We start from the raw sequence: 13,236 nt of genomic DNA, 5'->3' as shown, positions 1-13,236 counted from the left end.
CTCGGCGCAACGCGCGCGCGGCGCCGCCGCAGCGCTCACGAACGGAGGACCACGAGTTCGCGTGTGGAGCGGGTCATCGCGACGTAGCGGTCGACCGCGCCCGTCAGCCCGTCGCCGAACCGCTCCGGGTCGACGAGGACGACGAGGTCGAACTCGAGCCCCTTCACAAGGGGCGGCGGCAGCACGCGCACACGCGGGACGGAGGCCGTCGGCGCGCCGCCGATCACGACCGCGGTCCCCTCGGCGTGCGCGTCGAGCCATGCGGCGAGCACGCCGTCGAGCTCGGCGGCCGCCCCCTCGCGGACCGGGATGCCGGCGCGGCGCACCGACTGCGGCACGTTCGCGTCGGGGAGCGCGGCCCGGATCACCGGCCCGGCGACCGCCATCACCTCCGACGGCGTGCGGTAGTTGACGGTGAGCGAGGCCCGCGTCACGCGCCGGAGGCCCACGCGCGTCAGGCGCTCCTCCCACGACTCGGGGAAGCCGTCCCGCGCCTGGGCCCGGTCGCCGACCACGGTGACGCTCCGCGACGGGCACCGCTGCAGCAGCATCCGCCACTGCGCATCGGTGAGCTCCTGCGCCTCGTCGACGATGATGTGCGCGAACGGACCCGCCAGCGCGTCGGGATCGGACGCGGGCAGCGCCGCCTCGTCGACGAGGGAGTTCCGCGCGTCCTGGCCGCGCAGGATCGACATCAGCAGGAGGTCGCCGTCGTCGGCGGCGACGAGCTCGTCGACGACACGGGCGCGGACCTCGCGCTCGGCGGCCAGGCTCGCCTCGCGCCGGCGCCGCGTCCGCACCTCCTCCGGGTCGCCGATGCGCCGGCGCGCGGCGTCGAGCAGCGGGAGGTCGCCGACCGTCCAGGGGTGCCCGGCGCCGGGTTCGGCGGGAGGTCGCTGCAGCAGCGCGCGCGCATCGTCGTCCAGCCACGGCGCGCAGTGACGCAGGTAGCCCGGCACCGCGTAGAGATCGGCGACGACCAGGGCGGGGTCGAGGATCGGCCACGCGCGGGAGAACGTCCGGCCGAGGTCCTCGTCGCGCGCGAGAGCGCGGCGGACGTGCGCCACGGTGACGCCGTCGTCCTCCTCGGCGCCGTGGACATCCCCGTGCAGGTCTGCGAGGCGATCCAGGAGCTCGGCCCACACCTGGTCGCGCGCCTCGTTGTGCGTCAGCGCCGGATCCGCCGCCTCGAACGCATCGGCCCAGTCGGCGCCCGTCACGAGGACCTCGCCCCAGGGCGTCTCGACGAGAAGGTCGCCCGTCGGCGGACGCTCGTACCAGCGGACGGCCGGCTCGACCGCGTCGACGAGACGGCCGTCGGCCTTCAGCGCCGAGACGGCGGGATCGACCTCGTCGCCGGCCGCGGCGCCTTCGGCCACGAGGTCGCGCAGCGTGCACACGCGCACCCCCTCTTCGCCCAGGCTCGGCAGCACGTCCTCGACGAACGAGAGGTAGGGCGCGTGGGGCCCGACGACGAGCACCCCGCCCTTCCCGGGGCCCATCCGCGGGTCCGCGTACTGCAGGTAGGCGGCGCGGTGCAGGGCGACGACGGTCTTGCCCGTGCCCGGGCCGCCGTCGACGACGAGCGCCCCCGGGGAGTCGGCGCGGATGACGGCATCCTGATCGGCCTGGATCGTCCCGAGCACGTCGCGCATCCGCGCCGACCGGCTCGCGCCGAGGCTGGCGATGAACGCGCTCTGGTCGTCGGGCGACAGGCCGGCGTCGTCGCCGTCGGCGAAGACCTCGTCCCAGTAGTCGACGATGCGCCCGTGCGCCCAGCGATAGCGTCGGCGGCTGCGGATGCCGTGGGGGTGGGCGAGGGTGGCCGCGAAGAAGGGCTCCGCGGCGGGGGTGCGCCAGTCCACGAGCAGGCGCTCGCCGTCCGGGGAGGTGACCCCGAAGCGGCCGATGTAGAGGGCCGCGCCGTCGGCGTCCACGATGCGGCCGAGGCAGGCGTCGACCCCGAACCGGTCGAGGGTGCGTCGTCGCGCCGAGAGGCGGTGGATCTCGAGGTCGCGCTCCAGGGCCGCCTCGCCGTGCGCCGCGGCCCGGCGCCGCAGCTCGTCGCGCCGGGACGTCACGGCGAGCCGCTCGGCATCGAGCGCCGCGGCGATGGCGGCGAACCGTGCGGCGTCGGCGCCGATGCGCGCGGGGGCGGACTTGGCGGCGAGGAGGGCGGGAAGGGCGAAGACATCGGGCAACGAGGGAGCCTCCGATCGGGGAACGGCCGACCAGTATGCGCCGCCGGGGGGCTCTTGCCGCAAGCCCCCGGTCGGGCGATATCCTGGACATGGCAGGAGGCGTGCGCGCCTCCTGCTTTCGCATGTCCGGCCGCCGATCCCGCTCGCCGCCCGCGTCAGCCCCGGTAGGCGTCGGCGACCCAGCGCGCGTAGGCGTCCCAGGGACGGATCCCGCCGCTGAGGCCGGCGATGTGGGCCGTCAGCCGCGCATCGGCGCGGAACCACTCGCCGCCCTCGCGGAGGTCGGCGAACTCGCGATGCCGCTGCTGCTCGAGGGTGCGGTCGCCCCGCTCGAACGCCAGCAGCTCCTCGTGGAGGATGGCCGTCAGTCGCTGGCGCGGCTGACGCGAGGTGCCGATCTTGATCCGCTCGCGCCACCGCAGGTAGTAGACCACGTCGATCCGAGGCGGCGGAAGGTCCGGATCGGGGGCGTCGCCGACACGCCAGTCGCAGACGGCGCAGTGCCACCGTCCGTCGCGGCGGATGCCGTCGCGCGCGCCGCACAGCAGGCACGGCTGGGGAAGGGGCATGTCCGCACCGTAGCCGCGGCCTCCGACGCTGCCGGGGCGAGGAGGTGGCAGTGGTTGTCGGGTTCGGGGCGGGGTGGCGACCACGAGTGTCATCTGATCCGTGGGGCGGGCTGCCGGCCGGGGAGTGGGTGGCAGTGGTTGTCGGGTTCGGGGCGGGGTGCCGACCGCGAGTGTCATCTGATCCGTGGGGCGGGCTGCCGGCTGGGGATGAGGTGGCAGTGGTTGTCGGGTTCGGGGTGGCGTGGCGACCACGAGTGTCATCTGATCCGTGGGGCTGGGTGTCGGCCGGGGAGTGGGTGGCAGTGGTTGTCGGGTTCGGGGCGGCGTGGCGACCACGACTGTCATCCGATCCGTGGGTGGGCTGCCGGCCGGGGATGAGGTGGCGGTGGTTGTCGGGTTCGGGGCGGCGTGGCGACCACGAGTGTCATCTGATCCGCGGGGCGGGCTGCCGGCCGGGGAGTGGGTGGCAGTGGTTGTCGGGTTCGGGGTGGGGTGGCGACCACGAGTGTCATCTGATCCGCGGGGCGGGCTGCCGGCTGGGGATGAGGTGGCAGTGGTGGTCGGGTTCGGGGTGGCGTGGCGACCGCGAGTGTCATCCGATCCGCGGGGCGGGCCTGCCGATCCGCGGAACCGACCGCGCGCGGTGTAGCAGAACCGCCGGGGGTGAGTCAACGGGTGGGCGCCCGCGTCGCGGCGGCCATACAGTGAAGCACGCAACAACGGGTGGGACGCGGTCGAGACCGCGGCGTTCGGGTCGTCGCAGTCTCCCGCGTCCAGCCGGAGAGGGTCCCACCGTACGGGCTTCGGTCGGGGCCCTCTTCGCGTGCCCGCCGGACCGCCCGCCCGCCGGCCCCACCGCGCCGCACCGGCCGCCGCGGCGGCTCAGTCCATCGTGTCGAGGATGGCGGTGAGGTGCTCGAAGGTGGTGCGCGGGTTCACGAGGGCGAACCGCGCGTTCGTGCGGCCGCGGTGGCTGCTCGGGGTCACGAAGGCGTGCTGGTCGTCGAGCAGCCGCGACGACCACGCGTCGTAGTCGGCCTTGCTCCAGCCCTCGCGCTCGAACACCACGACCGACAGCTGCGGGCGGCGCACGAGCGTCAGCCCGGGTCGCCGGTCGATCTCCTCGGCGATGCGCTGCGCCAGGGAGAGGGATGCCGTCACCGCCTCGCGGTAGACGCCCGCGCCGTAGGTGGCCAGCGAGAACCACAGCGGCAGTCCCCGCGGCCGCCGCGTGAGGTGGGCCGCGTAGTCCGATGGGCTCCAGTCGCTCTTCTCGGTGAGGGTGTCGAGGTACTCGGCGTGCTGGGTGTGGGCGCGTCGGCCGAGCTCGGGGTCGCGGTAGATCAGCGCGCACGCGTCGAACGGGGCGAACAGCCACTTGTGCGGATCGACGACGAGCGAGTCGGCGTGCTCGACGCCGGCGAACAGCGGCCGGGCGGTGGGCGAGAGCATCGCCGCGAGCCCGTAGGCGCCGTCGACGTGCAGCCAGAAGTCGTAGCGATCCTTGAGGGCGGCGATCCCGGCGATGTCGTCGACGATGCCGAAGTTCGTGGAGCCGGCCGTCGCGACGACGGCGAAGACACTGTCGCCGTGCTCGTCCAGGGCCGCCTGGACCGCCGCGGCCCGCAGCACGCCGTCATCGCCGGGCGGGACGGCGACCACCTCGATGTCCATGACCCGCGCCGCCGAGGCGATCGACGAGTGCGCCTCGGCGCTGCAGACGACCCGCCAGCGGTCCGGACGCGGCCCCTCCGCTGCCTGAGCCTGCCGGAGGGCCCGCGCGGCCACCAGGGCCGAGAGGTTGCCGAGCGTGCCGCCCTGCACGAACACGCCGCCCGCTCCGCGGGGCAGTCCGAACTCGTCGGCGAGCCAGCGCAGCACCTCGTTCTCGGCGTGCACCGCTCCGGCGCCCTCGAGCCACGATCCGCCGTAGAGCGCGCTCGCCGAGACGACGAGGTCGAAGGCGGCGGCGGCCTTCGAGGGCGCGGACGGGATGAAGGAGAGGTACTGCGGATCGTCGGTGGTGATGCAGGCCGGGGCGAGCACATGCTCGAAGACCGATAGCGCCTTGCGCGCGCCGATCCCGCGCTCGTCGATCGTGCGGCCCGCCAGGCGCGACAGCTCCGCCGCCGACAGCGGCTTGTCGAGCGGGGTGTCGTCGGCGAGCAGGCGCTGGCGGGAGTAGTCGAGCACGAGGTCGACGATCGTCCGTGCCTCGTCGCTGACCTCGTGCATGCGGACGGCGTCGGTGGTCATGAGTGCTCCTGGTTCGGGCGGGCAAGAGGCGGGGTGAGGGGCGGCGCGGCACGGCGGGGGGCGATCGCCTCGAAGGCGGCGGCCAGACGCAGCAGCGCGCTGTCGTCGTAGGCGCGGCCGGCGAAGGTGAGGCCCACGGGCATCCCGATGTCCTCGAGCAGCCCCATCGGGACGGTGACGGTGGGGATGCCGAGGTGGCGGACGGCGAGGTTGCCGTTGGCGATCCACGTGCCGTTGCGCCACCCGATGTCCGCCGAGGCCGGGTTCACGTCCATGTCGGCGGGCGCCACGTCGGCCACGGCGGGGAAGACGACGGCGTCGAGGCCGAGGTCGTCCATCCACTCCTCGAGGTCGCGGCGGCGGGTCTCCTCGAGTCCGCGCAGGCCGTCCTCGAGCTCGGGCATGTCCTCGACGGTGACGCCGGGGTGCGCGCGCACCCAGGCGGGGTACTCGGCGATGTCGTCGTCGAAGCCGGTGTAGCGGTCGGGGAGCGCCCCCGGCGGGGCGGGGAAGATCTCGGCGCCGTCGATGCCGGCCAGGGAGTGCAGCGCCGGGTCGCCGTTGGCGGCGAGGAAGTCCTCCCACGCCCACGCCGACAGGTCGACGATCTCCCGTCGCAGGTACGCCGGGCTCACCAGGCCGCGCGTGAGGATCGTGGGTTCCCCGGCCCGGTCGCCCTCGTACCGGGAGACCACCGGGAAGTCGACCTCGACGACCTCCGCACCGGCCCGCTCGAGGTCGCGCCGCGCCTGTCGCCACAGGGCGATGACGCTCGGCCGGGGCACGATCGCCAGCCCCGTCGGCCCGCCGATGCCGGTGGCTCCGACTCCGGCGTCGGGGTCCGTGCCGAGGTACATCCGCGGGACGCCGATGCGGGCGCCGGCGACGGTCGCGCCGTCGGCGAGGGCGGGATAGGAGGACGGTCGCACGGCAGAGGCCGCCGGAAGCGGCACCCACGGCTGCGCGCGCCAGAAGTCGCCGCGGGTGCGCGCATCGTCGGCGACGATCACCTCGAGCACGTCGAGCAGGTCGGCCATCGTGCGGGTGTGCGGCACGACGACGTCCATGGTGGGGACGAGCGGCCAGTTGCCCCGCACCGAGATGACCCCGCGCGAGGGCGTGTAGGCGCACAGCGCGTTGTGGGATGCGGGCCCGCGGCCGCTGGACCAGGTCTCCTCGCCCAGCCCGAACGCGGCGAAGCTCGCCGCCGTCGCCGTTCCCGAGCCGTTGGAGGAGCCCGAGGCGAACGGTGCGGTGAGGTACGCGGGGTTGTAGGGACTCTCGGCGCGTCCGTAGAGCCCGCGCTGCATGCCGCCGTTGGCCATCGGCGGCATGTTCGTGAGGCCCAGGCAGATCGCGCCGCCGTCGCGGAGTCGCTCGATCGTGAACGCGTCGTGCTGGGCGACGAGGTCAGCGAAGGCGGGCGAGCCGGCCGCGGCGGTGAGCCCCGCGACGAGGTAGCTGTCCTTGGCGGTGTAGGGGATCCCCTCGAGCGGCCCGCGGGCCTCTCCGCCGGCGCGCCGCTCGTCGCTGCGCGCGGCCTCGTCCCGCGCGCGGGGATTGCGCACGACGACGGCGTTCAGCGCGGTGGGCGTCGCGGGGCCGTCGTAGGCGTCGATGCGTGCGAGGTAGGCGTCCACGAGCTCCACCGCGGTGGTCCCGCCCGATTCCAGCGCGGCGCGCAGCTGCGCGATCGAGGCCTCGACGACGTCGATCATGCGCCCTCCGCCGCGGGCGTCGTGCGGGGCTGCTGCTGGGTGATGCAGTGGATGCCGCCGCCGCGGGCGAAGATCTCCCGCGCGTCGACGGTCACGACCTCGCGTCCGGGGTAGGCCTCGGCCAGGATCGCGGCGGCGTCCGCGTCCGCCTTCTCCTCGCCGAACCCGCAGGCGATCACTCCGCCGTCGACGACGAGGTGGTTGACGTAGCTCCAGTCCACGAAGCCCTCGTGGTCGCGCAGGGTCTGCGGGGCGGGGAGGTCGACGATCTCGAAGGGGCGCCCCGCGGCGTCGGTCTGCGCCGCCAGCAGCGCGCGAAGCTCGCCCGACACCGCGTGATCGGGGTGGGCGGCGTCGCGCTGGTCGTGGAGGAGGATCCGGCCGGGAGAGGGGATCGTGGCCACGATGTCGACGTGGCCGTTCGTGCCGAAGTCGTCGTAGTCGCGGGTGAGCCCGCGGGGGAGCCAGATCGCGTGGGTGGCACCGAGGGTGCGGGCCATCTCCGCCTCCACGCGCGCCCGGTCGGCGTACGGGTTCCGGCGCGGGTCGAGCTGGACCGTCTCGGTGAGCAGCACCGTCCCCTCGCCGTCGACGTGGAGGCCGCCGCCCTCGTTGACGAGCACGGAGCTGACGAGCTCGGCGCCGGAGGCCGCAGCCACGATGCGGCCGTGCTCGGCCGACAGCCGCCACTGCGCCCAGGCGGGTGCGCCCCAGCCGTTGAAGATCCAGTCGACCGCGCCGAGCGCTCCGGTCGTGTCGTCGACGACGAACGTCGGGCCGGAGTCGCGCATCCAGAACTCGTCGACGGGAGCCTCGAGGAGCTCGATCTCGGCAGGGAGCATCCGGCGCGCGCGAGCGGTCTCACGCGGGTCGACCACCATGGTCACCGGCTCGAACCGCGCGACGGCCGCGGCGACCGCCGTCCACGCCGCGTAGCCGGCCTCGCGCTCGGCGTCCGAGGCGCCCAGCGTCTCGCCCTCCGCGGGGAAGGTCATCCACGTGCGCGCGTGGGGCGCCGTCTCGGCCGGCATGCGCCAGGGCATGGCGTCTCCTCGGTGGTTCGGTCTAGGGTATTGATCACGCGATCAACAAAGGGAGCGTATCCAGCCGATGTCGACCCCGTCAACCACCTCGTCCCGCCCGGCCGCCCCCGCGCCGTCCCGCGCGCCGCGCACGCGCAAGAGTCCGGACGAGCGCCGTGCGGAGGTCGCCGACGCGGCGCGCGCGATCGCGCTGGAGCAGGGGCTCGCCGCCGTGACGCTGCGTGCCGTCGCCGCCCGCGTCGGGGTGGCTCCCGGCCTGGTCGCCCACTACGCCCCGAGCATGGACAACCTCGTCGCCGACACCTTCGGCGACCTCGTCGCGGCGGAGCTGCACGAGGTCCTCACCCTCGTCCGGCGCGAGCAGCCTGCGCCGCGCCGTCTCGGCCTCCTGCTCGAGACGCTCCTGGACGGCTCGCGCGCCGACATCACCCTCGTGTGGGTGCAGGCGTGGGCCATGGGCGCGGGCAGCGACGTGCTCGCCCGGCGGGTGCGCACGGAGATGGACGACTGGCAGGCCGCGATCGCGGCGGAGATCTCCCGCGGGATGGACGACGGGTCGCTCGTCCCCGGCGACGCCACCGGGATCGCCTGGCATCTGCTCGCCATGATCGACGGCCTGAGCGCGCACTCGCTCGTGCGGTGGAACGACCGGCCCGACCGGCTCACGCTCGCCGCGCGCGCCGTCGCCGGGCTCCTGGGGGTGGAGCCCGGCGCGCTGGCGCGTGGCGAGGTGTGACCCGGGCTACTTCGCGGGCTTCAGGGTGAACACGAACGACGAGCCGGGCACGAGGACCGTCTGCGCGATCGTCTGCCCGGTGCCGCGGTAGCGCTTGCCCGAGGTGGTCGTGTACGACCGCTCGCGGGTGATCACGTCGACGCGGTGGTTGGCGTCGAGCGCGCGCACCAGACCCGGGAACGAGGTGGCCTCCTCGTCGTAGTCGTACGGGGCGCGGGGGACGCTCAGGCTCACCACGACCGGGCGGGCGTTCCTCGGCACCGCCGCGGTGAACGTGGCGTACTCGGTGACCCGCTTGGCTCCGGGGACCGGCGTCAGCACGGCGCGGAACGTGTAGGTCTTGCCGGCGGGGACCGTGCTCATGCTGTTCCGGGAGATGTTCTTCCACGTGCCGCCGGTGAGCATCTGCACGCCGCTCAGCTTCGCCGCGCGGTATCCGTCGGTGAACCGGGCGCCGATCTTGACCCCCGTGATCTGCACGTCCTCGAAGGGGTTCGTCTGCAGCGCGGCGATGTCGTCGGCGAGGTCCCATCCGACGAACTCGCTGAAGGACTCCGTGCTCGAGTACCGGTTGGTGTTGCGCAGGGTGCCGGTGGCGCCGCTCTCGCGCACGTACGAGATCGTCCACGTCACGAGCGCCGAGCCCTCCCACGCGTTGTCGAGCAGGCGGAGTGCGTCCGCGCTGAGCTGCGCGGCGGCGGCGGGCGCCAGCAGGAGCTTCTCGGAGATGTGGCTGACCGCCGTCCCGCGCTGCGACCCGGCAGCGGTCGTCGTCGTCACCGGGATGGTCGGGGTCCCGGCGCCGAGCGTGCCGCGGACACCCGCGAGGCGGTCCTCGACGAGCTTGCCCTTGACCTTGCCGATCGCGCCGACCAGCTTGTACGAGCTGCCGAGGTCCGGGACGATCCGCGCGGCGGACGCGCCGTGGATGTTGGCGCTGAGCGACGAGTTCCACTCGTTGGGGTGGCCGAAGGCGAAGACGTCGTCGCCGCAGACGGCGGTGACGGTGCCCACGCTGGCCGATCCGACCGCGCCGTAGCCGAACGAGACGGCGATGTTGCCGCCCGCGACGATCGGGTAGTCGGCGCCGTCGTCGACGCCGCCGTCGATCACCAGTCCGCCCATCGAGGCCGGGCGGTAGCCGGGCACGTCGCGCGCGAGGCGACGGGACTGGGCGTCGAGGGCGGCGGCGGTGGTCCCGAGGGTCACGCGGACGGGCTGGAGCTGACGCATCGTCGTGCCGCCGAGGGACTTCGGCGTCTCGCCCACCGCCGACGCGACCTGGCGCAGCGCGGACGGCGAGAGCGGCTGGGACAGCGGGAGGTCGCCGATCGACTTCATGTAGGCGGCGGGCGTGACGCCGGCGACGTTGTCGGCGAGCGAACTGAATCCGTACGCGACGGCGCCGATCAGCGCACCGTCGGCGTCGTACACGGGTGATCCCGACGCGCCGGCCCACACACCGGCCGCGGGCGAGCCGGCCGTGCCGTCCACGACATCGCCTTCGAGCTTGACGAGCAGGAGGTCGCGGGGGTTCCCGGAGGCGTCGTAGCCGAGCCCGTTGTCGAGCTTGCCGATGTACTCCCCGGTGAAGGTGGTGGGCGTGACGCCCTTGACCGTCGAGCGCCAGGTCACGGCCTGCCCGTCGGAGAGTCCCGAGATCGGCGCGATGGCGAGCTCCTGGCCGGGAACGTCGCAGAACACGTCGGGGTCGGCCGGCGCGGCCTGGACGGGAGCTGCCGTCGATGCTCCGACGAGCGCGGCGAGCAGCCCGGCGACGAGAGCGGCACGCGCGCGTGCGCCACCTCGGGTGGATTCGGTCATGACGATGTTTCCCCTCTGCGGATCCCGTGGCGCGGACAGGTCGTTCTGTGGCGCGTGGGTTCCTGCCTACCACGGGCAGGGGCGCGTCTCCAGCAATCAGCCCGGGAGAATCTCGTGGCGTGGCACCGGGGCGGGCACGGAGCCTGCTCAGTGCCCGCGCCCGGAGACGACGTCGGCGAGGCGGGCGATCGGCGACGTGCGCTCGCCGCCGCGGCTCTCCCACCGATCGGCCAGGTGGTAGGCCGCGTAGAGGCCCTGCACCGCGGTCCACCGCAGCGGCTCGACCTCCCACCGCCGCGAGCGGTGGCCGACCCACGGCAGCGACACGAGGTCGGTGTCCCGCCCCAGCACCAGGTCGGCGAGGGTCCGGCCGGCGAGGTTCGTCGTGGCGACGCCCGTCCCAACGTACCCGCCGGCCCAGCCGAGGCCCGTCGCCGGGTCGAGCCCCACGGTGGCCGCCCAGTCGCGCGGGACGCCGAGCACCCCCGACCAGGCGTGCTCGACCGGCACCCGGGCGGCCCCGGGGAAGAACTCCCGCAGGAGCGCGGTCAGCGCGCGCACGGTGCGCTGCTGCGTGCGGCCGTCGGCGTCCACGCGGGAGCCGTAGCGGTAGGGCACGCCGCGACCGCCGAACGCGATGCGGTCGTCGGCGGTGCGCTGGGCGTACATGTAGACGTGCGCGAGGTCGCCGAGCGTCGCGGCGTCGGCCCAGCCGACCTCGTCCCAGAAGTCGGCCGGGAGGGGTGCGGTGACCACCATCGACGAGTTCATCGGCAGCCAGGTGCGGTGCTGACCGGACAGGCCCGGGGTGAAGCCCTCGGTCGCCCGCAGCACATGGGCGGCCCGCACGGTGCCGCGGTCGGTCACGGCACGGCCCGGCTCGATGGTGCGGACCGTCGTGTCCTCGTGGATGGTGACGCCCAGGCGCTCGACGGCGTCCGCGAGACCGCGGGCGAGCTTCGCCGGGTGGATGCGGGCGCAGTGCGGATGCCACAGCCCGCCGAGCGCCCCCGTCACCCGCACGTGCGCGGCGGTGCGACGCGGCCCCCACAGCTCGACGTCGGTGTGGGGCCAGGACGCCTCCTCCGCGTGCGCGGTGCGCAGGCGCGCGAGCTGCGCCGGCGTGCGGGCGACGTTCAGCTCGCCGCCCTTGCGGACGTCGGCGTCGATCCCTTCGGCGCCGGCGACGCGGATCACCTCGTCGACGGTCTCGTTCATCGCCTGCTGCTGACGCGCCCCGCCCGCCCGGCCGTAGCGGGCGCGCCCGCCCGTGACGCTGTTGGTCAGCCAGCCCCCGTTGCGGCCCGAGGCGCCGAACCCGGCGAAGCGCTGCTCGAGCACCGTCACCCGCAGGTCGGGCTGGAGGGTCTTGAGGTAGTAGGCCGCCCACAGCCCCGTGTAGCCGGCGCCGACGATCGCCACGTCGGCGTCCCGGTCGCCGGGCAGCGGCGGGCGCCCGGCGGGCAGGCCGATCTGCTGCCACCAGAACGAGACGCCGCCGTTGCCGGTCATGCCGTGCTCGGCACCGCCGCCGCGTCCATCGCGGCGTCCGCGACCTCGAGGGCGCGGTCGATGATGTCGAGCCCGCGCACCAGGTCGTCCTCGGAGATCACGAGCGGCGGGGCCACGTGCACCCGGTTGAAGTGGGTGAAGGGCCACAGGCCCGCCTTCTTGCAGGCGGCGGCCACCGCCGTCATGGGCGCGGCATCCGCACCGCTCGCGTTGAAAGGCACCAGCGGCCGGCGCGTCTCGGGATCGGCGACGAGCTCGATCGCCCAGAAGAGCCCGCGGCCGCGCACCTCCCCGACCGACGGGTGCCGGGCCGCCATCTCGGCCAGCCGCGGACCGACGACGCGCTCGCCGAGGTCCCGGACGCGCTCCAGGATGCCGTCGCGGGCGAACACCTCGAACGTGGCGACCCCCGGCGCGCACGCGAGCGGGTGACCGGAGTACGTGAGCCCGCCGGGGAAGGGGACCGTGTCGAAGTGGGCCGCGATGCGGTCGGAGATCACCACGCCGCCGAGCGGCACGTAGCCGGAGTTGACGCCCTTCGCGAAGGCGATGAGGTCGGGCACGACGTCGAAGGCCTGGAAGGCGAACCACTCGCCCACGCGCCCGAAGCCCACCATCACCTCGTCGGCGATGTAGACGATGCCGTACCTGTCGCACAGCTCCCGGACGCCCGGGAGGTACCCCGGCGGCGGGACGAGGACGCCGTTGGTGCCGACGATCGACTCGATGATGATCGCGCCGATCGTCGACGCCCCCTCCAGCACGATCGTCTGCTCCAGGTGGGCGAGGGCGCGCTCGGTCTCCTGCTCGGGGCTGTCGGAGTGGAAGGGGGAGCGGTACGCGTAGGGCCCGAAGAACTTCGCCACGGAGCCGTCGGCCGGCTCGTTGGGCCACCGCCGGGGATCGCCCGTCAGCGAGATCGCCGTGGACGTGTTGCCGTGGTAGCTCCGGTACATCGAGAGCACCTTGCGCTTGCCGGTGTACAGGCGCGCCATGCGGACCGCGTTCTCCACGGCGTCGGCGCCGCCGTTGGTGAAGAAGACCTTCTCCATGCCATCGGGGGCGACCTCCGCGATGCGGCGGGCCAGGTCGCCGCGCACGTCGTTGGCCATCGAGGGCTGGATGGTCGCGAGACGGCCCGCCTGCCGCTGGATGGCGGCGACGAGGTCGGGATGCTGATGGCCGAGGTTGAGATTCACCAGCTGCGAGGAGAAGTCGAGATAGCTCGTGCCGAGCGCGTCCCAGAAGGTGGCGCCCTCGCCGCCGGCGACGGGGAGCGGGTCGATGAGGGCCTGCGCGCTCCACGAGTGGAAGACGTGGGCGCGGTCGTCGGCGCGGGTGCGGGCGTCGGCGTCCGGATCGGAGAGGGGGGTCATC

9 protein-coding genes are annotated in these 13,236 nt (G+C 74.2%); 1 reads left to right on the top strand and 8 read right to left on the bottom strand.

The window, feature by feature from the left end; genetic code table 11:
* Positions 1–35: 35 nt before the first annotated feature.
* The 5 genes from helR to ACPWUT_RS12875 all read right to left on the bottom strand — a co-directional run bounded on the left by helR (position 36) and on the right by ACPWUT_RS12875 (position 7,787).
* Positions 36–2,201: an RNA polymerase recycling motor ATPase HelR gene (gene helR, locus ACPWUT_RS12895; protein WP_425838262.1), complete on the bottom strand. Its 2,166-nt coding sequence runs from the start codon at positions 2,199–2,201 to the stop codon at positions 36–38.
* Positions 2,202–2,356: 155 nt separating this feature from the next.
* On the bottom strand, positions 2,357–2,770 hold the full coding sequence (locus ACPWUT_RS12890; RefSeq protein ID WP_284528180.1) for a GIY-YIG nuclease family protein: 414 nt from the start codon (positions 2,768–2,770) through the stop codon (positions 2,357–2,359).
* 882 nt (positions 2,771–3,652) lie between these two features.
* Positions 3,653–5,026: a pyridoxal phosphate-dependent decarboxylase family protein gene (locus ACPWUT_RS12885; protein WP_425838258.1), complete on the bottom strand. Its 1,374-nt coding sequence runs from the start codon at positions 5,024–5,026 to the stop codon at positions 3,653–3,655.
* The gene (locus ACPWUT_RS12880) at positions 5,023–6,744 is read right to left on the bottom strand and encodes an amidase (RefSeq protein ID WP_425838255.1); all 1,722 of its coding nucleotides are present in this window, start codon (positions 6,742–6,744) and stop codon (positions 5,023–5,025) included. The genes ACPWUT_RS12885 and ACPWUT_RS12880 overlap by 4 nt, the downstream gene beginning before the upstream one ends.
* The gene (locus tag ACPWUT_RS12875; protein WP_284528183.1) at positions 6,741–7,787 is read right to left on the bottom strand and encodes an agmatine deiminase family protein; all 1,047 of its coding nucleotides are present in this window, start codon (positions 7,785–7,787) and stop codon (positions 6,741–6,743) included. The genes ACPWUT_RS12880 and ACPWUT_RS12875 overlap by 4 nt, the downstream gene beginning before the upstream one ends.
* Before the next feature lie 67 nt (positions 7,788–7,854).
* Between ACPWUT_RS12875 and ACPWUT_RS12870 the strand changes: the two genes are divergently transcribed.
* A complete protein-coding gene (locus ACPWUT_RS12870) occupies positions 7,855–8,523 on the top strand; it encodes a TetR/AcrR family transcriptional regulator (RefSeq protein ID WP_284528184.1) in 669 nt (222 codons plus the stop codon).
* Between the two features lie 6 nt (positions 8,524–8,529).
* Here the strand turns inward: ACPWUT_RS12870 and ACPWUT_RS12865 are convergent, their stop codons facing one another.
* The 3 genes from ACPWUT_RS12865 to ACPWUT_RS12855 form a co-directional block, all read right to left on the bottom strand.
* Positions 8,530–10,347 (bottom strand): hypothetical protein, encoded by a 1,818-nt coding sequence (locus ACPWUT_RS12865; RefSeq protein ID WP_284528185.1) that lies wholly within the window; start codon positions 10,345–10,347, stop codon positions 8,530–8,532.
* Positions 10,348–10,494: 147 nt separating this feature from the next.
* Positions 10,495–11,859, bottom strand: coding sequence for an NAD(P)/FAD-dependent oxidoreductase (locus ACPWUT_RS12860; RefSeq protein WP_284528186.1), 1,365 nt, complete (start codon positions 11,857–11,859; stop codon positions 10,495–10,497).
* Entirely contained in the window at positions 11,856–13,235 is a 1,380-nt protein-coding gene (locus ACPWUT_RS12855; RefSeq protein ID WP_284528187.1) for an aspartate aminotransferase family protein, read from the bottom strand. Before ACPWUT_RS12855 ends, ACPWUT_RS12860 begins: the two co-directional genes overlap by 4 nt.
* Position 13,236 lies beyond the last annotated feature (1 nt).

The organism is Microbacterium sp. PA5 (assembly GCF_049860775.1).
GTDB lineage: Bacteria > Actinomycetota > Actinomycetes > Actinomycetales > Microbacteriaceae > Microbacterium.
This window is presented reverse-complemented; position numbering and strand designations above follow the sequence as displayed.

Coding starts and splice junctions, on each gene's coding strand:
- ACPWUT_RS12860 (WP_284528186.1), bottom strand. CDS start 11,859: ATGACCGGCAACGGCGGCGTCTCGTTCTGGTGGCAGCAGATCGGCCTG.
- ACPWUT_RS12875 (WP_284528183.1), bottom strand. CDS start 7,787: ATGCCCTGGCGCATGCCGGCCGAGACGGCGCCCCACGCGCGCACGTGG.
- ACPWUT_RS12890 (WP_284528180.1), bottom strand. CDS start 2,770: ATGCCCCTTCCCCAGCCGTGCCTGCTGTGCGGCGCGCGCGACGGCATC.
- ACPWUT_RS12870 (WP_284528184.1), top strand. CDS start 7,855: ATGTCGACCCCGTCAACCACCTCGTCCCGCCCGGCCGCCCCCGCGCCG.
- ACPWUT_RS12885 (WP_425838258.1), bottom strand. CDS start 5,026: ATGACCACCGACGCCGTCCGCATGCACGAGGTCAGCGACGAGGCACGG.
- ACPWUT_RS12855 (WP_284528187.1), bottom strand. CDS start 13,235: ATGACCCCCCTCTCCGATCCGGACGCCGACGCCCGCACCCGCGCCGAC.
- ACPWUT_RS12865 (WP_284528185.1), bottom strand. CDS start 10,347: ATGACCGAATCCACCCGAGGTGGCGCACGCGCGCGTGCCGCTCTCGTC.
- ACPWUT_RS12880 (WP_425838255.1), bottom strand. CDS start 6,744: ATGATCGACGTCGTCGAGGCCTCGATCGCGCAGCTGCGCGCCGCGCTG.